Below are 18,241 nucleotides of genomic sequence, written 5' to 3'. Positions count from 1 at the left end.
CGGTGCCGCCACGGTGTGTGACGGCAACGTGGCGGCATGCGCGGAAAGAAATCATCCTAGGCCGCCAAGCCCGGCAGCGCCCCACCCTACCGGGATGGGGCATGCACCGTGTGTCAGTCCTCGGGTGCCAGCTCGAGCACCTCGCGAAAGCGCCGCGCGGCCAGCATCTCGTCCACATCGCGGCCGTAGCCGACATAGACGCGCAGGCCCGCCAGACCCGAGCCCGGGAACTGCTGCAGGATGTGGTCGAGCGGCACCGACTGGGTTTCGCTGGCCAACTGCACACCGCTGGCCACGGCCGGCACCGGCCAGCCCAGCGGGCCCCACCGGCCCTGCGCATCGCGCTGCAGCCAGGTACTGCCCCCGGCGAGCAGGTAGACATTGCTGCCCGCTGGCGTACCCGCGCTGCCGAACACATCCCCGCCGAACGACAGGCTGCGCAGGTTGCCCTCGAGCCGCGTCTTCACACGGAACGGCGGGCGCTTTGGCGTTGCCACATTGGGCGTCGCAGGGGCCAGATCCAGGTCGGCCGTGCCGGCCTCATCGACCACCGGCACGGGCTCGGCAGCATTGGTGTAGGTGCCCGAGCCCAGTTGCCCGCCCAGCCCCTTGCCCCAGGCCCAGACCGTGCCGTCGACCAACCTCAAGTGCACCGTGCCTTCGCGCTCGCCATCGACGCTGATGGACACTTCGCGCACGGGCGCATGCAGGCGGAACAGCTGGCCCAGGTGCCCGTTGAACATCCGGCCGCGACAGAAGGCGGCACCATCGTCCAGCACGGCGCAGAAGTTGTAGTCACTGGTATGGATGGAGACCGCCTTGTCCGGCAGGGGCAGCACGAAGGGCGCCTTCACCGCGGGACTGAGCAAATGCTCCTGGGCGGTGTCGCGCCCTCCCAGCCCGAAGCCGTGAGAGCCCCAGTACCAGACGGAGCCCGAGGCATCGAGCGCAAAGAAACCTCCGACCCGGGTGACCGCTACCTGGGCGATGGTCGATGGCAGGCCGCTGACCTGGGTGGGAACGAATGCCTTGGGTGCACCGGCCGAGGCGCTGGTCCATATGCCCCGCGTCCACACCGTTCCATCCACGCCCACCAGCAGGCCGCCCCGCGCGGCGATATCCCGCACGGCGGGCAGCCCCGTGGAGCGCGGGACCATGGCCGGGCGCAGGTCCTGCGCCGTGGCGCCCTGCTCCACCGGGGTCGTGCTCCAGACGTTGCCGCTGGCATCCAGCCCCATCCACAACTCGTTGTCCGCGGCCAGCTTCACGAAGGCAACGGGCGCATCCACCAGCGAGGGCAGCGGCAGCATCGCGGGCCACCGAACCCTGTCCTGGCTGCCGTAGCGCGGGTCCCCCGAGCCCCAGCGGAACACCCTGCCGTCCTTGAGCAGCGCGTAGCTGCCGTTGGATTGCGTGTGGACGCTGGCCGCCGGGCCGGGCAGCGCCACCTTGTGCGGGCTGGAGGACGAGTCCAGATCGCCATCGGCCACGCCGTGGTGCAGCCGGGCATTGGTGCCGCGCACATGGAGCCGGCCATCGCGGGTGATGTACATCAGCCCGGGCAAGTAGGCATCGGGCCCGGAAGAATAGGCGCCCGCCTCGACCACGCCGGAGGCCACCTGCGCCACGGTGTAGGTGGCATGGCTGCTGTCCCGGTAGGTCCACAGCCAAAGGTCCCCGCCTTGCGTCCATCCGTAGTAGAACGCCTGCTTGCTCACATCGATGGTCTTGGACCGTGCCTGGTCCACATAGCTGAGCACGACGCCCAGGTTGCGCAGTTCGTCGGGCCCGGTGTAGGCGGCATCCATCACGCGCTGCGCGTCGGCGGACTGGGCCGGGGGGCAGAAATCCTTCCACACCGGCCAAAGTCCTTCGAAGCCGCCCGTGATGAACTCCGAACCCCATGCCCAGTACCGGCCATCGCGGTCCTGCGCGTAGACCAGGGAATGGGGAGGGTTGCGGCCGTACATGTTGCCGTAGGTCTGGTCCGTGAGACTGAAGCGGCGGATCGGCGGCACGCCACGCATCGCCACCGGCCCGCTCAGCGCTGGCGAGCCGGTGCAGGGCACGCCCTCGCCCCAGGCCCACACCACGCCCTGGTCATCCAGCCCGGCCGAGGTGGCGCCCTCCTGCATCAGCGCGGTGAGCCGCGCGGGAATGGCGGCAGACTGCACGGGCTGCGCCTGCACCGCACCGGACGGCAATGGCCCCCACCACCAGGGCTGACCGTTGCGGTCGATCAGGGTCGACGGGTACAGATCACCGCCGTTGTAGGTGATCTGCGCTGCATTGCGGAAAATGACCTGCGGCGTGGCGCGGTCGGTCAGCGAGCCATCGCCCAGTTGCCCCTTGCGATTGGTGCCCCAGCTCCAGACATTGCCCTCTTCATCCAGCACCAGGGCATGGGTAGCGCTGGTCTTGAGGGACACTGCCTTGGCGGGCAGCGGGATCACCCGGTCCGCATCGCTGTACGCGTTACGCCCCTGCCCCAGCTGCCCCTGGCGGTTGTCCCCCCAGGCCAGCACGCTGCCGTCGGCCGTGAGGGCCAGGCTGTGGCGTGCGCCGGTGGCGATGGTCTGGGCCGGTGCGGCGCTGGCAGCCAGGGCCAACAGCAGGCCGGCGATGGATGGCAGGATACGGAGTTGCATGCGGTGGTCCTGGCAAAGGGCGGGTAGCGGTTGTGGCGTATGCGTGCGTGCGCTGCGTTCAGTCTTCGGGCGCCAGCTCCAGCACCTCGCGAAAGCGCCGGGCGGACAGCATTTCCTGCGCATCACGCCCCTGGCCCACGAACACCCGCACGCCGGCCAGGCCCGTGCCTGAGAACTGCGGCAGGATGGCCAGGGGAGTCGACTGGGCTTCGCTGCCCAGCGGCACGTTGCTGGCTGCGGCGGGCACCGTTGCGCGCAACGGGCCCCACTGGCCCTGCCCATCGAGCTGCATCCAGGTGCGCAGGTCTGCGGTGGCGAAGGCGTAGAGGTTGCCGGCACCCAGGCCCACGCTGCCGAACACATCCGCGTCGAACGAGAGCGTGCGCAGGTTGCCCGCCAGGCGGGTCTTCACACGGAACGGCGGGCGGCTGGCCGTGGGCACATTGGGCGTGGCGGGGGCCAGGTCCAGGTCGCCGGTGCCCGCATCGTTGTTCACGGGCGTGGGCTCTGCGGCATTGGCAAAGGTGCCGTTGCCCAATTGCCCGTAGCGCCCCCGACCCCAGGCCCAGACGGTGCCGTCCGCCAGGCGGAAATGCACGGTCCCCTCCCGCTCGTCGGCAATGAGCCCCTGGCCCCTTTCCGCCACGCCGATCGACAGTTCCTCGATGGGGGCATGCAGGCGAAAGGCCCTTCCCGCATGCTCGTTGAACATCCGGCCGTAGCACTGGGCCGAGCCATCGGCCAGGACTGCGCAGAACCCCTCGTCATTGGCGTTGGTGTGGATGGACACCGCCTTGTGCGGCAGCGGCAGCAGGTAGGGCTCGTTCACGACCAGGTCAATGCCCAGTTGCGCTGCCGAGCGCCCGCCAAGGCCGTAGGCATGCTGCCCCCAGAACCAGACGCCTCCCGAGGCATCGAGCGCATACGACGACCGGCCCACCGAGGCCACCTGCACAATGGAGAGCGGTAAGCCCAGAACCTTTCTGGGCACGCGCATCTGGGAGAAATATTCGTCCAGGCCAGGCCGAGGCGCAGGCGGCGGCGGGAACACGCCGGCCGAAGAGCCCATGGTCCAGACCGATCCATCCACGCCCAGGATGCTGGCCAGGCTCCCGCCGTTGGCGGTCCCGCCCAAAGATATGGCCCGTGCAGCGGGCAGGCCATTGGCGCGGCTGACCATGGTCGGTCGCAGCACACCGGAGGCTTGCGGGCCGGAGCCCCATTCATCCGAACTCCAGACGCCGCCATCGGTGTCCAACGCCAGCCACCGGCCTTGCGCCACCGCGATCCTGGCGATGGCAAAGGGCAGCGCCACCTGCGATGGCCGCTCGGGAACGGCATACCAGCCGATGTCGCTGAACCGGTCCAGTTGCCCGGCACCGGCGCCCCAGGCGAGCAGGGTCCCGTCCTTGAGCAGGGCATAGCTGCCGGTTCCATTGGCATGCACGCTCACTGCTGCGGAAGGAAGTTGGACATTCTGCGGGCTGGAGACCGCTTCCGCCCCGTCTGCCTCCGCACGGGCAATGCCCAGGTGCAGGTTGTAGTTGGTGCCCTTGGCGTAGACCTTTCCGTCCCGGGTGACGTAGATCAGGCCCAGCGCGCCTTCGCGCTCCCGGGTCGAATAGCGGCTGGCGTCCGCCACGTTGGAGGCCTCGCGGCGCAGCGTCATGCCCGGCGGGGCGTTGTACTCGTCACGCCACTGCCACAGCTCGCCATCCGCCGTGATGCCCAGCGTGGTGTAGGCATTGGACGCTTGCGCCTGCGCGGAATCCGAGGTGATGAAACGCTCGATGACCGTGCCCGCGCGCACCAGTTCGGAATGGGCCTTCGGCGCGTAGGGCTCCCTGGGATCGTCCTGCGGGCTCCGGACAGGGGGACACAGGGTGTTGAGGTACCAAGGCATTCCGATGCCGAAGGTGGGCCCCGGTCCAGGCCCGAAGCCGGCTTCTCCGCCCCACTTCCACGCACGGCCGCTGGTGTCCACCGCCTCCGCGCGCGAAAAGAGTGTCCGCACTCCTTCCGGCCATACGGCGCTCAGCTGGATGTAAAAGCGCTCGATGGGCGGCAAGCCCGCCATGGCCACCGGCCCGCTGGGCCCTGTCGAGGCGGCGCACGGCACGTACTCCCCCCAGGCCCAGATCACGCCCTTGTCATCCAGCCCTGCGGTGGTGGGCCCGTACTGCCCCACCGAGACCAAGCGCGCCGGCACCTGCGCGGCCCGGGTGGGCACCAGCACCTCGCCCCCTGCGTACATCGGCCCCCACCACCAGGGCTGCCCGTCCTTGTCGATCACGAAGCTGGGGGAGGAGGTCCCGCCGTTGATGGTGATCCTGGCCGCATTGCGGAACACGATGCGCGGCGTGGGCCGGTCCGTGCGCGTGCCGTCGCCCAGCTCGCCGCGGCGGTTGGTGCCCCAGCTCCAGACGTTGCCCTGGTCGTCCAGCACCAGGGCGCTGGTGGAACTGGCCTGCACGGCCACGGCCTTGGCGGGCAAGGCGATCTCGCGCGCGGTGGGCACATACAGGGTTGTGCCGGCCCCGCGTTGCGCCAGCCGGTTGTCGCCCCAGGCCAGCACGCTGCCGTCGGCCTGGAGTGCCAGGCCGTGGCGCGCGCCGGTGGCGATGCTCTGCGCGTGCACGGCGCTGGTGGATGAGGCCCAGCCCGCCAGCAACGCGGGCAACAGACAGGCCAAAGCCCGACGCCAGGGTGGTGTCGCCATGGTGATCCTTCCTCTCTCTTGTGTTATCGGCCCATTGTGGTGCGGCGGCCCCGGGGCACAGGTGATACCCGTCACGTTCAAAAGCCCATAAAACACACCGTTACAACGCGGCCGGAAACAGGTCGATCCCTTGCCGCAGCGGTGCCTCCCGCATGCCACAGCCCATAATCACAGGCCATGACGACCACAACGACAACGACCACCTCCCCCTCCCCTGTCCCCCACAGCGCATCGCACGACGCCGGCAGCATCACCCGCGTGCCCGGCATCGAGGTCGGCCACTTCACCGACCCGCGCCGGCCCACGGGCTGCACCATGGTCATGGCGCGCGAAGGTGCGGTGGGCGGCGTGGACGTGCGCGGCGCCGCGCCCGGCACGCGCGAGACGGACCTGCTGGACCCGTCGAACCTGGTGGAAAAGGTGCACGGCATCATGCTGGCGGGCGGCAGCTCGTGGGGGCTGGACGCGGCCAGCGGCGCGGTGCGCTGGCTGGAGGAGCGCGGCTTCGGCTTCGACGTGGTGGTGGGCCGCCTGCCCCTGGTGCCCAGCGCCGTGCTGTTCGACCTGCTGGTGGGCGACATGCGCATCCGCCCCGATGCAGCGGCCGGCTACGCCGCGTGCGAGGCCGCTTCGCGCGCCGACCCGGCCGAGGGCAATGTGGGCGCGGGCACGGGCGCGGCCGTGGGCAAGATCTTCGGCATCCAGAACGCGATGAAGGGCGGCATCGGCACGGCATCGGTCACCGTGGATGGCGTCACCGTGGGCGCGCTGATCGCCTGCAACGCCCTGGGCGATGTGATCGACCCCGACACCGCCCAGGTGATCGCCGGCGCCCGCACCGACGATGGCCGCCAGCTGCGCGACACGCGCCGCGCCCTGCTGCGCGGGGAGCCGCCCAGGCCGCTGCTGGCCGGCACCAACACCACCATCGGCGTCATCGCGACCGATGCCACCATCACCAAGGCCCAGGCCCACCGCCTGGCCGTGGCCGCGCACGACGGCCTGGCGCGCAGCATTAACCCGGTGCACACCATGTCCGATGGCGACACGCTGTTCACCCTGGGCACAGGCGTGGCGGGCAAGAACCCGGGGATGATGGTGCTCTCGACCATGGCGGCCGAGGCGACGGCGATCGCCACGGCGCGGGCCGTGCGCGCAGCGCGCTCGGTCACGACGGCGGAGGGGCTGTACCTGCCATCGGCACAGGATCTGGCATGAGGCGCCCGCACGCTGCTGCATGAATACCTGGCGGGCCCGACCATGACGTCCACGCTTCACGATCTGCAGCGCGTTCGCTTGGCGTCCGGAGCACCTGTGGCTGCCTGCCGGGCCGCACTGGATGCCGCGGCGGGCCACGTGGCAGATGCCATCGATCTGCTGGCCCGACAGAGCGCAGCGGCAAGCGCCCCAGACCTCTTCGATGGCACGGACTGGTTCACCGGCCCGCCGCTGGCGCGCAGCGCACTGCACGCGGCGCAGCAGGCGCTGGGCTTTCGGTTTCCGGCGGCCTATGCCGAACTGCTGCTGATGACCAGGAACGGAGGCAGCGTGCGGCGCCCCTGTTTTGCGGTGGACCGCCCCACGTCCTGGGCCACTGACCACATTGCGATCACCGGCATTCGCGGCATCGGTGGCAAGCATGGGATCGACATCGCCACCGAGCACGCCATCCATGCGGACTGGGGCTATCCCTCCTGGGGTTTCGTGTTCGCGGAAACGCCGACCGCGGGGCACACCGTCGTCATGTTCGACTACCGCGCCTGCGGCCCCGAAGGCGAGCCCGGCGTGGTATGGGTCGACACCTATGGCGACGAACCTGAGGTCATCGCGCTCGCGCCGGATTTCACCGCGTTTCTGGCCGGCCTGCGCGATGCCGACACCTTCGGAGGCCGGGCATAGAACGGCCAGTCAGCCCGTCACACCACTTCAATGCGGTTGCGCCCGTTCTTCTTGGCCGCATACAGCCGCTGGTCCACGGCATCGATGAAGTCCGCAGGCTTGGCGTAGCCACCCGGCGTGGAGGTACCCACGCCGATGCTCAGCGTCACGCGCTGATCGTGCGGTGACTGGGCATGGGCAATGGCCTGCTTCTGGATCAGGCGCTGGCAGCGCTCGGCCACCTTGAGGGCGGTGGCGGCATCGGCACCAGGCAACAGGATGATGAACTCCTCGCCGCCAAAGCGCGCCACCAGGTCGCGCGGGTTCTCCAGCGCCAGGCTCAGTGTCTGGGCGATGTTGATCAGGCACTCATCGCCCTGGATGTGACCGTACAGGTCGTTGTACTGCTTGAAGAAGTCGATGTCGAGCATGAGCACGGACAGCGGCGTGCCGGCCTTGCGCGCGCGATCCCACTCCAGCTCGATGGCGGAGTTGAAGCGGCGCCGGTTGGCGATGTTGGTCAGGCCGTCCTTGAACGACAGGGCTTCGAGTTCCTTTTGCAGGGCGAGCAGCTTTTCCTCGGTCTTCTTGCGCTCGGTGATGTCGAACATGAAGCCGATCAGTGCCTCCACCTGGCCATCGGGCTTGCGCACCACGTGGACCACGTCGCGTATCCACACATAGCCGTTGTCCTTGGTGAGGGCGCGGTAGTCGGCCTCGTGGTCCACGCCGGCCTGGGATTGGGCCACGCAGAAGTTGACCACGTAGTCGCGGTCCTCGGGGTGCATGCGCGTGGCCTAGGGGCTGTTCACACTAATTTCGGGGTCGCGAAGGCCCTTGCCAGCGTGCCATTCTAGGCGCGCGACGCAGCGTGTGCCCTTGCACACGCAAGGAGCGCAACGACGAGTGGCGCGCAGGCAAGGGTCTTCCCTTCGGGTTGTCCGGCCTGGGGGCCGTCTGCGGCGTTGCCCGCGCTTGCAAGGTGCACACCTTGCTGCGCGCGGGCGCCTTGCATCCAGCCCCCAGGCCGGCCAACGCGATCCCCGAAATTAGTGTGAACAGGCCCTAGTCGTCCACCGTGAACCAGCTGTCCTGGCGCCAGCCCAGGAGCGGCTCGATCTGCGGGCCGATGTAGGCGAACTTCATCGTCGCCCAATCGATCTTCCAGGGGATGGCGCGGGTCGATTCGAGCAGGGTCTTGTAGACCACGCTGTCGCTGTCGTCGCCACCGAGTCCCTTCACGTGGGACATGTCCATGGTCATTGCTCGCTGTCGCTTCCTGGCCCGGGCTCAGCTTACCGCGACCGGGCGGCTGTGCACGGTCGCGATCCCATTCCAGTACCAGTAGAAGAAGCCGCCCTCGGTCTGCAGCAGCGTGTGCGTGGTGATGCTGTTCTGGCGGATGTCGCCCCAGCAGGCACGCGCCGAGTTGCGGTTGTTGTGCAGGTCGACCACGGCAGCCGGGTCGCTGCTGGCTGGCTTGGGCGGTACATACAGCGCACTGCCGCGCGGCACCCACAGGTCGGCCAAGCGTATCTTGCCCAGCGCCGGCCAGTAGCGGCCCACCGAGATCACCAGCGGCTGGGTGGGGTCGGTGGAGGCGAACACATGCGGAAAATCATGGTGCTCCAGGTCGGTGCAGACCACGCTGAGCAAGGCGTCGCCCGTGCCCTGGTAGGGCGACCAGTGGCCGGCGAACACACCGTATTCGTACTCCACCTGCTGCAGTTCGGTGACCGGGCTTTCGATCCGCACGGCCTGCCCGGGCTCCACCAGGGTGATGCCAAAGGCCGCCGCGATGCTGCGCGTGGCCCACAGGGGTGCAAACACCACCTCCTCGGCCGCAAAGCCCAGCTGCGTCTCCACCCCATAGGGCGGATTGGATGCCACACCCAATACGTCGGCCACCAGGTACTCGTTGCCCACGGCCAGGGCCGGGTCTGTGGCGGCCGGCACGAGCGGCGTGACATCCGCAGGCGCCTCGCTCAGGTAGACCGGCATGCCGCCATCGTTGAAGAAGAACGAGGTCTTGGCGGTATCGACCTGGGTTTCGTAGATGTCCTTGATGAACAGCGGGGCGTCGAGGTGGGATCCGGGCATCGGTGGGGCGGTCTTTTCTGGCGGCTTGTGGTGGTGTGGCTGCGGGCAGCCCAAGCCATGCCCCAGTCCGGGCATGGCATGCCCTGGCACTATAGCGGCCCCGCATGACAGGACCACGCCCCGTGGCGCAGAAACGCCAAGGCGGCACCCTCAGTGGGGCGCGCGCCAGTACCAGAACAGGGCCACCTCCCGCGTGCCGGGCGCCAGCGCCTGGTACAGGCCGTAATCGAAACCCTCCAGCCTGAACCCGCAGGCCGCGTACCAGCGGCAGGCCGCCACGTTGTTGTTCTGCGTTTCCAGCGTGACGCCCGCCAACTGCTGGGCACGCGACCAGGCGATCGCATGCTCCACCAGGGCCCGGGCCACGCCCCGGCGCCGAAAGGCCTGGCCGACCACCAGGTCATGGACACAGGCGTACCCGTTCCAGTGCCGTGCCAGGACGATCTCGCCAGCCGGCTGCCCGCCCAGGTAGGCGACCACGGAGTGGCAGGCAGCCTCACCGTCGTCCGGCCCTGCGGCACCGCCCTCCTCGTCCGCATAGGTTTTCACATACGGCGCGACGCTGGTGATGCCATAGCCCAACCGGCCATCCACAAGGTGCGGCACCAGCTCGCCCTCCACCACAAAACTGCGGTCGTGCGCGGTCCATGCGGGCGCCTGGCCTGGCGGGCATTCGGCCAAGCGCAACCCATCGGTGCGGGCCCCAGAGACGCGCTCTTCATCCACCACCATGGTTATCCTTCAATAGTTCAAACGCAACACACTTGCATTAACAAGGTAGACACGACAGAATATCCGAAGCGAGACCGTCGCTCTTCCCACGCTTTTCAGGCCAAGGTATCCGCTCCACAGAACAACCCAGGCACCGCCATGCTCTTCGACCCGCTCACCTACGCCACCTTTGTTGCCGCCAGCGCGGCGCTGATCCTGGTGCCCGGCCCGGCCCAGGCCCTGGTGCTGGCCAACACCCTGACCGGCGGGCGCCGCGCAGGTGCGCTCACGGCAGTGGGCCTGAACGTGGGCACGCTGGTCCACGCGGCGGCCGCGGCGCTGGGGCTGTCGGCTCTGCTGGCCACCTCGGCGCTGGCCTTTGCGGTGGTGAAGTACGTCGGCGCGGCCTACCTGATCTACCTGGGCATCCAGGCGCTGCGCTCGCGCGCCCAGGCCACCACAGCTGCACAGCCTGCCGACAAGTCCGCTGCGGCCCCCGCCGCCAGCAAGGCCCCGCTGGCCCAGGCCATTGTGGCCGGCACGCTCAACCCCAAGGTGGCGCTGTTCTTCCTGGCCTTTCTGCCCCAGTTCGTGGACCCGGCACGTGGGTCGGTGGTGGTGCAGATGCTCATCCTGGGTGCCACCATGGCGGTGATGGACACGCTGTACGAACTGGCCCTGGTCTCCGTGCTCTACCGCATGCGCGAGCGGCTGGTGGGCAACCGGCGCTTCATGGCCTGGCAGTCGCGCATCTCGGGCGTGATCCTGATCGGGCTGGGGTTGCGGCTGGCCGCGCAGGAGCGGTAGCTAGGGCCCGGCCAGCAGCTACTGGTGGGGGTGCTCCGCGAACTGCCGGGCCTCGTCACAGATGCCCACCCAGTGCGGCTTCTCCTTGACGAATTCATGGAACTGGTTGGCCAGCTCCAATTCGCTGTCGAAGCAATTGGCAGCGACAGGGAAGGCATTGCCGGCCGACGTGACCTCGCCCAGCGAGGTGCCGCAACGCGTGCAGAAGCAGCGCTTGTACTGGTAGGGTGCCGGCGGCTCGTAGGTGGTGATGCAATCGGCCCCCGAGACCAGCGTGAACGCCTCGCGCTCGACGAACACGAAGGTGCTGGCGCCGAGCTTGCGGCAGCGCGTGCAATGGCAGGTGCCCATCATGGTGGGCGGGCGGGACAGCGTGAACCGGACGGACCCGCAGCAGCAGCTACCTTGGAGCATGGTTGGCCTTTCGTTGGAAATCTATACTGTATTTAAATACAGTACTGATAACAAGAGGCCGTCGACCCCGCCCTGCCCCGGCTCAGCGCCCGAGTTTCGCCCGGAGCCTGTCCAGCCCCTGGCGCGCCAAGGCGCCCGTGCGCTGCGCGCCCTGCTGGACTTGCTCGGCGGTGGGCAGCGCGTCCTGCGCTGCACGGGTGGCGCTGCGCAAGGTCTCGGCCGCCTGGCCCGTCAGCTCGCCGCCGCGCTTCTTCAATTCGTCCACCTGCTGGGCGGTGGGCATCTGGTCCTTGGTCCAGCTGGCGGCCTTGCCCACGGCGCCCGCAATCTGACCGGGCAGTTCGGTACCACGCATTCTGAGTTCCTCCATCTGCTGCACGGTTGGCAGCTGTTCCTTGGTCCATGTCGCCGCCTTGCCGGCCGCACCGGCCACCTGGCCGCCATAGTGGCCCGCATGCTCTCGGGCCCGGGTCCAGACCTTGGCCACTTCGCCGGGCGGCGGGGACTGCAGGGTCTGCTGCACCTGGGCCAGCAATTGCTGCTCGGGCTCGGCCAGCGCCGCCCCGCCGGCCTGCAGCATCTGCTCCAGGAAGGTCCCCATCTCGGCCGCAATGACCTGGTGGTTGCAGTCCGGGTTGGCATGCAGAAAGGCAGCCAGTTCACGCGCCAGCTCTTGGGGCGGGGCATGGGCCAGGCCGGGCTCGATCGCGGCCATGGCCTGCGTGACGAAACGATCATCCAGCCCCCACTCGTCCACCAGGTGTGCGGCCAGGAAGGCGTGCCGCGGCGGCGGCACCACGCCATCGGCCGCCGCAGCCAGCCGCAGCGACAGCGGCGCGATCAGGTCGAACAGCGCCAGACCCAGGGTGTCCAGCGGCGTGTTGAGACAGCGCGGAATCTCGATGACCCGGCTGCCCTTGGAATGGCCGAGCCAGCGGTACATACCATAGCAGGCGCCGCCCGAGGCCAGCGCCGCCAGCGCCACCCAGCCCACCGGCGTGGCCGCCGCGCCCACGCCCAGCGCCCCCATCAGCCCCGAAGGCGCAAAGAACGCCGATGCCACCAGGCTGGACTTGGCGACGGCCGCCCCGGCGCCGGCTGCGCCCAGCACGTCCCAGAGCTCGCGGCCCCGGTTCACCATGCGCAGCGAGGCGTACGCGTTCTCGCCGATGGCCAGCTTGGCCTTGAAGCGCAGCGGCTCGGCCACGACGCGCTCGACACCGTCCAGGCCCGAAGCGGCCTGCGGCACGGCCTGGGGTTCCACCTTGGCGATCTCGCTCACTCTGCAACTCCTGTTGTGGTCATCGCCTGGCATGATCGCATGGACCTGCCCACCCAACCAAGCCCGTTTCCACGGCAAGCCGCAGGGACACTGCTGCTTCGCTCAGCTGCCGGTGGAGGCATAGTGCCTCACGCCCACGCGCCAGGCGCCGAAGGCCGCCGCCAGAAACACGAAGCCCGCCAGCGGCGACACCAGCCCCACCCACGCGGGTGCGCCCAGCGGGTCGGCCTTGCCCAGGATGGCCAGCACCGGGTAGTAGGCCACGCAGGCCAGGGGCACGGCAAAGGTCAGCACGCGGCGGAACCACTGCGCATACAGCGCCAGCGGGTACTGCGCCGCCTGCACGCCGCCATAGGTGAGCACGTTGGCGATCTCCAGGCTCTCCACCGTCCAGAACGACAGCGTGCCCTGCAGCACCAGAATGCCCAGGAACAGTGCCACGCCGCCCGCCAGCGCCCACAGCGCAATGGCCACCGTGGCGGGAGTCCAGGCGATGCCGGCCTGCACCGTGGCAAAGCCCAGCACCAGCAAGCCCTGCGCCAGCCGGCCCAGGCGGCTGATGCGGAAGTCGTGCCCCATCAGCTGCAGCGCCAGGGGCCCGGGGGCGCAGCAGCAGGCGGTCGAAGCTGCCGGTGCGCAAAAACTCCGTGCCCAGTACGTCGAAGCCGCGCCCCAGCGCATCGGCCACGGCGAACATGCAGTTCACCAACCCATAGAACAGCGCCACCTCGCCAATGCCCCAGCCCTGCACCTCGCCGAAGCGGTGGAACAGCGCCCACACCCCGACCACCTCGATGCCCGTGGCCAGGAACTGGCCCAGCGTGAGCATCAGCGCCGAGGCCGGGTAGCGCGCCTGCCCGGCCAGCGAGGAGCGCACAAGGCGGGCGAACAGTGCCAGCGATCCCATGTCAGCCTCCCTGGACTTCGAGGCGGCGCATGGTGCGCCCCATGGCAGCGCGGCCCAGCACCACCAGCAGCACGATCCAGGCGCCCTGCAGCGCCAGGCCGCCCAGCGCCTGCATACCCGCGAACTGCCCGAAGTAGATGCGCGCCGGGATGTCCATCACCCCCGCCAGCGGCTGCAGCAGCAGCGCCGTCTGCCAGGCATCGGGCAGCAGCACCAGCGGCAGCAGGTTGCCCGAGAACACGATGACCACCGGGCCTGCCAGCGCGTTGATACCGCGTTCGTTGAGCGCTGCCACGGCGGCGATGTTGAGCAGCATGACCAGCGCGGTGGACAGCAGCAGCGCGAGCAGTGCCGACGCGGCAAACGCCAGGCTGGCCGCCACGCCGGCCGGCGGTTGCCAGGCCCAGGCGCCCAGCCCCAGCAGGGGCAGCGCCACGCCGGCAAAGGCCAGCATCAGCGCCAGGCGCGGCAGCACGCGCGCGGCGATCCACCCGGCCGAGCGCACGAACCACAGCGTGTACGCATCCACCGGCCGCATGCGGTCGTAGGCGATGGAGCCGCTGCGCACGGCCTGCGCCACCTCGGGGTCGCCCAGCCAGGGCAGCAGCGCCAGCAGCCCCTGGGCCAGCCAGGTGTAGGTGATGGCCTGGGCCAGCGACATGGGTGCCCCGGCCGCGCCCCCGGCACTGCCGGCATAGAAGGCGGCCAGCACCATCACCTTGATGCCGCCCCACCAGCACTCCGTGGCAAAGCCCGCGTACGCCGCCGTGCGGTACTGCAGCATCTGCAGAAAGCGCGAAGCGAACGCAGCCCTATACGGACGCAGCCGTTCGTGCAGGGGCATGGCGGCATACATCTTCTGCATGCGGATCACGCTTCGGTGGCGCTGTGCATCGCGTAAAAGCGCGCGATGACGGCCTCGATGGCCATGTCCTCGGCATCCGCATCGGCGTCGATGTCCTGGGCCAGGCCCTCGGCCACACGGCGCGCGGCCATGACCTGGGCGCGCAGCGCGTCCACCGGCCCGTCGGCCAGCACGCGCCCGTGGCCGATCACGATCACGCGCTGGGCCAGCGCCTCGATGTCGTGCATGTCGTGCGTGGTGAGCAGCACCGTGGTGCCGCGCTCGCGGTTGGCGCGCAGCACGAAATCGCGCACGGCCAGTTTGGAGGGTGCATCGAGCCCGATGGTGGGCTCGTCCAGGAACAGGATGTCCGGCTCGTGCAGCAGCGCTGCCGCGATCTCGGCGCGCATGCGCTGGCCCAGTGAGAGCTGGCGCACGGGCTGGTCGAGCAGGCGCTCCAGGTGCAGCAGCGCCACCAGCTCGTCGCGCGTGCGCGCCAGGCGCACCGGGTCCACCCGGTAGATATCGCCCAGCAGACGGAAACCGTCGCCCACCGGCAGGTCCCACCACAGCTGGGTGCGCTGGCCGAACACCACGCCGATGTGCGCCACGTGGCGCTCGCGGTCGGCAAACGGGTCGCGGCCATTGACCTCCACCCGCCCGCCATCGGGCCGCAGGATGCCCGCCAGGATCTTGATGGTGGTGGACTTGCCCGCCCCATTGGGCCCGATGAAGCCCAGCAACTCGCCGCGCTCCAGCGAGAAGGACACGCCCGCCAGTGCTTCCACCGTGCGGTGGCGCGGCCGCACCAGCGCGCGCAAGGCCCCGCGCACGCCCGGGTCGCGCTCGTGGATGCGGTAGGTCTTGCGCAACTGGTCGACGAGGATCTGCGGCATGGCGGGTGGGGGCTGCGCGGTGGAAGGGGGGCGGATTCTACGAGATGCCGGCGCGGGCCCCTCCATCGGCGGGCCGGCACCGCCCGTTTGCGCAGCTCCCGTCCATCACCCGCCCATCACCCGCCGAAATCGAGCTGCAGGTACTTTGGCGCCAGCCCCTGCAGAAAGCTGCGCGCATCGCCCAGTTGCCCCGCCGACAAGGCCCCGGTCAGCCCCCCACGCGCCGCCAGGATGCGCCCCACCGCCTGCGCGGCCAGGGGGCCGGTGATGGCGTAGATGTCCTGCCCGCTGGCGCTGGCGCGGCGCGCTTCGCCGCCGCGGCGCACCACCACCTCCACCAGGAAGCGCTGGGCCGAGCGGCCCGATGCGTCCACCGCCACGGGTGCAGGCGTATCGGCGGCGCGCAGCTCGGTGAGAGGGGTCTCGTTCATCCAGGCGGGCACGTCGGGCACGCGGATGTGGTGGGCGATGGTGACGGCATCGGCGCTGGAGAAGCCCACCACGGCCTGCTCGCCGAACGGCGCGGCAAAGGCCCAGGTCTTGCGCGGGGCCACGGCGGGCGGCGCCTGGAACTGGCCATGGGCATACACCACGTGCCGGCCCGCATTGCGCACGCCGGTCTTGCGCGTGCCCTCGGTGGGGTGCCAGCTGTCCAGGGCGATGTGCAGCTCGACGGCATCGGCATCGGGCCAGTCACCGAGGACGCTGGTGGCCAGCAGGTCGCCCACGGCGCCGTAGAAGGCCACGGCCGGTGCAGCGCACAGACCGGAGGCGCTGAAGCGCTCGCCCCACTGCCCGAAGACCTCGCGCGCCGTGGGCTGCTCGGCCGACACGTCCACATAGTGCACGCCAGCCTGCAGTGCGGCCTGCAGCAGTTGGGGCGCGCTGTCGGTAAACGGGCCGGCACAGTTCACGACCAGCGCACTCTCGGCAAGCAGGCGTGCAAGGGCGGCCCCATCGCCATCGAGCCCCTGCACGCGCAGCTGGTCCGCCGGCGCATCGGGGAAGGCGGCCTGCAGCTTGCCCAGATCGCGCCCGGCCAGCAGCGCGGCATGGCCTTGTTCGCGCAGCGCCTGCACCACGAAGCGCCCGGTGTGCCCGGCGGCGCCGTAGACCAGCACAGGGCGGGCAGACGCGTGTGAAGAAGAAGAGAAAGGGAGGGAGGTGTTTGCAGCCACGATACAGACCTGTACGTTTTGTTGAAGGTGGCGCGATGCTACATACAGGTCTGTATCGTGTCAACGCGGAATATGGGACAATGCCGGCATGAGCCCTACCGCCGCCCGCAAGACCACCGCAGCCAGTACGCCAGCCGCCGCGGCACCGCCAGCGCCGGCGGGCGACGTGCAGCAGCGCATCCTCGACACGGCCTGCCAGCTGTTCTATGCCGAGGGCGTGCGCGCCGTGGGGATCGACCTGATCATCGAGCGCGCACAGATCGCCAAGACCAGCCTGTACCGCTACTACCGCACCAAGGACGACCTGGTCGCCGCCTTCCTGGAACGCGAGGACAGGGAGTTCTGGCAGCAATGGGACGAGGCCGCCAATACGCATGCCCCGGATGCGGCGGCCGAGCTCGACGCCCTGCTCGCCTGGGTGGGCGAGCGTGTGGCCCGCCCCGGCTACCGCGGCTGCCCGCAGCTCAACGTGGCGGCGGAGTTTGCCGACCCGGCCCACCCGGCCCGCGCCATATCGGCCGCACACCGGCTGGAGCAGCGCAAACGCCTGGCTGCACTGTGCAGGCGCATAGGACTCAGGAAGCCCGAGGTGACGGCCTCGCAGCTCTCGCTGCTGGTCGATGGCGCGTTCAGCAGCGGCTCGCTGCTGCTGGGCGATAGTGCGGGCAAGGTGCTGCGGGCTGCAGGGCGCGCGCTGGTCGAAGCGGCAGGCTGAGTCCCCATTGCACCATATCGGGCACGCCGCATGGAGCGCGGCAGGGCCAGCGCACCGGCTGCCTGGGGTCGCTGCATGGGAGTTTTGCCACAGTGGCAATCGCCCGCTTGTTGCCAGCCCGCCGATGGACAAGAATGGACTGGCGACAGCCTCGGCCCCGGTTGCCGCTCCCAGGCACTTGGCCGCCACAGGACACACCCATGCTCAAGCGCATCAGCATCCAGCACCTTACCTTGGGCATGTATGTGCATGATTTCTGCGGCTCCTGGATGGACCACCCATTCTGGCGGGCAAAGTTCGTCTTGAAAGAGCCCAAGGACCTTGCGCGCATCAAGGCCGCGTCCATCAAGGAGGTCTGGATCGACACGTCCAAGGGCCTGGACGTGGCGGCCGGTGTGCGCTCCGTCTCGCGCGAGGAGGCCGACTTCCAGGTGGAGACCGATTTCGGCATGCTTGACAAGCTGCCGCCCCTGCAGGTGGATCCCCCCTCTCCGCCCTCGCCTCCCCCTGCTCCACGGCGCGCGCGTGGCCGGGCTGCCGCCAGCATGCACAGCGAACTGCAGGCAGCCGCCTCGATCTGCGGCGAGGCCAAGCAGGCCATGGTCTCCATGTTCAGCGAGGCGCGCATGGGCAAGGCGGTCAACGCGGAGAGCGCCCGCAGCCTGGTCGAAGAAATTTCGGATTCGGTCACCCGCAACCCGGGCGCCCTGATCAGCCTGGCCCGCCTGAAGACAGCGGACGACTACACCTACATGCACTCGGTGGCGGTTTGCGCGTTGATGGTGGCACTGGCCAGGCAGATCAACCTCAACGAGGAGCACAGGCGCGTGGCCGGCATGGCCGGGCTGCTGCACGACCTGGGCAAGGCTGCCATACCGCTGACCGTGCTCAACAAGCCGGGCAAGCTCACGGATGAGGAGTTTGCCGTGGTGCAGAGCCACCCCGTGCGGGGCTACCTCATGCTGCAGGAAGGCGGCAGCGTGGAAGATGCGGTGCTCGATGCCTGCCGCCACCACCACGAGAAGATGGACGGCTCGGGCTACCCCGACAAGCTCAAGGGCGACGAGATCAGCCTGATCGCGCGCATGACGGCCATCTGCGACGTCTACGATGCCATCACCTCCGACCGCCCCTACAAGCGC

Annotated in this window: 15 protein-coding genes and 2 pseudogenes; 5 read left to right on the top strand and 12 right to left on the bottom strand. The window is 69.4% G+C overall.

What is annotated here, in order from left to right:
* Positions 1-113 precede the first annotated feature (113 nt).
* Both PMI14_RS16495 and PMI14_RS16490 read right to left on the bottom strand, forming a co-directional pair.
* Positions 114-2,648 (bottom strand): Regulator of chromosome condensation (RCC1) repeat containing protein, encoded by a 2,535-nt coding sequence (locus PMI14_RS16495; RefSeq protein WP_007856269.1) that lies wholly within the window; start codon positions 2,646-2,648, stop codon positions 114-116.
* Between the two features lie 58 nt (positions 2,649-2,706).
* Positions 2,707-5,367, bottom strand: a complete 2,661-nt coding sequence (locus PMI14_RS16490) for a Regulator of chromosome condensation (RCC1) repeat containing protein (protein ID WP_007856267.1) — start codon at positions 5,365-5,367, stop codon at positions 2,707-2,709.
* A gap of 177 nt (positions 5,368-5,544) precedes the next feature.
* On the opposite strand from PMI14_RS16490, the gene PMI14_RS16485 reads away from it, so the two are divergent.
* Together PMI14_RS16485 and PMI14_RS16480 are read left to right on the top strand one after the other, a co-directional pair.
* Positions 5,545-6,585 (top strand): P1 family peptidase, encoded by a 1,041-nt coding sequence (locus PMI14_RS16485; protein ID WP_007856265.1) that lies wholly within the window; start codon positions 5,545-5,547, stop codon positions 6,583-6,585.
* Between the two features lie 42 nt (positions 6,586-6,627).
* The gene (locus tag PMI14_RS16480) at positions 6,628-7,266 is read left to right on the top strand and encodes an SMI1/KNR4 family protein (protein WP_007856264.1); all 639 of its coding nucleotides are present in this window, start codon (positions 6,628-6,630) and stop codon (positions 7,264-7,266) included.
* Between the two features lie 17 nt (positions 7,267-7,283).
* Here PMI14_RS16480 and PMI14_RS16475 read toward each other — a convergent pair.
* The 4 genes and pseudogenes from PMI14_RS16475 to PMI14_RS16460 form a co-directional block, all read right to left on the bottom strand.
* Positions 7,284-8,042 (bottom strand): annotated as a pseudogene (locus tag PMI14_RS16475) (diguanylate cyclase domain-containing protein); the annotation flags it as partial.
* Between the two features lie 268 nt (positions 8,043-8,310).
* Positions 8,311-8,502, bottom strand: a complete 192-nt coding sequence (locus tag PMI14_RS16470; protein ID WP_007856257.1) for a hypothetical protein — start codon at positions 8,500-8,502, stop codon at positions 8,311-8,313.
* A gap of 33 nt (positions 8,503-8,535) precedes the next feature.
* Positions 8,536-9,345, bottom strand: coding sequence for a hypothetical protein (locus PMI14_RS16465; protein WP_007856256.1), 810 nt, complete (start codon positions 9,343-9,345; stop codon positions 8,536-8,538).
* Positions 9,346-9,495: 150 nt separating this feature from the next.
* Entirely contained in the window at positions 9,496-10,077 is a 582-nt protein-coding gene (locus PMI14_RS16460) for a GNAT family N-acetyltransferase (protein WP_007856255.1), read from the bottom strand.
* Positions 10,078-10,215: 138 nt separating this feature from the next.
* On the opposite strand from PMI14_RS16460, the gene PMI14_RS16455 reads away from it, so the two are divergent.
* Positions 10,216-10,863, top strand: coding sequence for a LysE family translocator (locus tag PMI14_RS16455; protein ID WP_007856254.1), 648 nt, complete (start codon positions 10,216-10,218; stop codon positions 10,861-10,863).
* Positions 10,864-10,881: 18 nt separating this feature from the next.
* Here the strand turns inward: PMI14_RS16455 and PMI14_RS16450 are convergent, their stop codons facing one another.
* The 6 genes and pseudogenes from PMI14_RS16450 to PMI14_RS16425 form a co-directional block, all read right to left on the bottom strand.
* Positions 10,882-11,277: a GFA family protein gene (locus PMI14_RS16450; RefSeq protein ID WP_007856253.1), complete on the bottom strand. Its 396-nt coding sequence runs from the start codon at positions 11,275-11,277 to the stop codon at positions 10,882-10,884.
* A gap of 82 nt (positions 11,278-11,359) precedes the next feature.
* Positions 11,360-12,559, bottom strand: a complete 1,200-nt coding sequence (locus PMI14_RS16445) for a hypothetical protein (RefSeq protein WP_007856252.1) — start codon at positions 12,557-12,559, stop codon at positions 11,360-11,362.
* Positions 12,560-12,661: 102 nt separating this feature from the next.
* Positions 12,662-13,466: pseudogene (locus PMI14_RS16440) on the bottom strand (ABC transporter permease).
* A gap of 1 nt (position 13,467) precedes the next feature.
* The gene (locus tag PMI14_RS16435; protein ID WP_035204178.1) at positions 13,468-14,310 is read right to left on the bottom strand and encodes an ABC transporter permease; all 843 of its coding nucleotides are present in this window, start codon (positions 14,308-14,310) and stop codon (positions 13,468-13,470) included.
* Positions 14,311-14,336: 26 nt separating this feature from the next.
* On the bottom strand, positions 14,337-15,206 hold the full coding sequence (locus PMI14_RS16430; protein ID WP_007856245.1) for an ATP-binding cassette domain-containing protein: 870 nt from the start codon (positions 15,204-15,206) through the stop codon (positions 14,337-14,339).
* A 116-nt stretch (positions 15,207-15,322) separates the two neighbouring features.
* On the bottom strand, positions 15,323-16,384 hold the full coding sequence (locus PMI14_RS16425; protein WP_238541854.1) for a saccharopine dehydrogenase NADP-binding domain-containing protein: 1,062 nt from the start codon (positions 16,382-16,384) through the stop codon (positions 15,323-15,325).
* Positions 16,385-16,472: 88 nt separating this feature from the next.
* Between PMI14_RS16425 and PMI14_RS16420 the strand changes: the two genes are divergently transcribed.
* The gene (locus PMI14_RS16420; protein ID WP_007856240.1) at positions 16,473-17,099 is read left to right on the top strand and encodes a TetR/AcrR family transcriptional regulator; all 627 of its coding nucleotides are present in this window, start codon (positions 16,473-16,475) and stop codon (positions 17,097-17,099) included.
* A 200-nt stretch (positions 17,100-17,299) separates the two neighbouring features.
* Positions 17,300-18,241, top strand: a 942-nt coding sequence (locus tag PMI14_RS16415; RefSeq protein ID WP_007856238.1) for an HD-GYP domain-containing protein, incomplete at its 3' end; no start/stop codon positions are given.

Source organism: Acidovorax sp. CF316 (assembly GCF_000276605.1).
GTDB lineage: Bacteria > Pseudomonadota > Gammaproteobacteria > Burkholderiales > Burkholderiaceae_C > Acidovorax.
The sequence above is the reverse complement of the archived record's forward strand: the minus strand, read 5'-3'. Positions and strand labels throughout refer to the sequence as shown.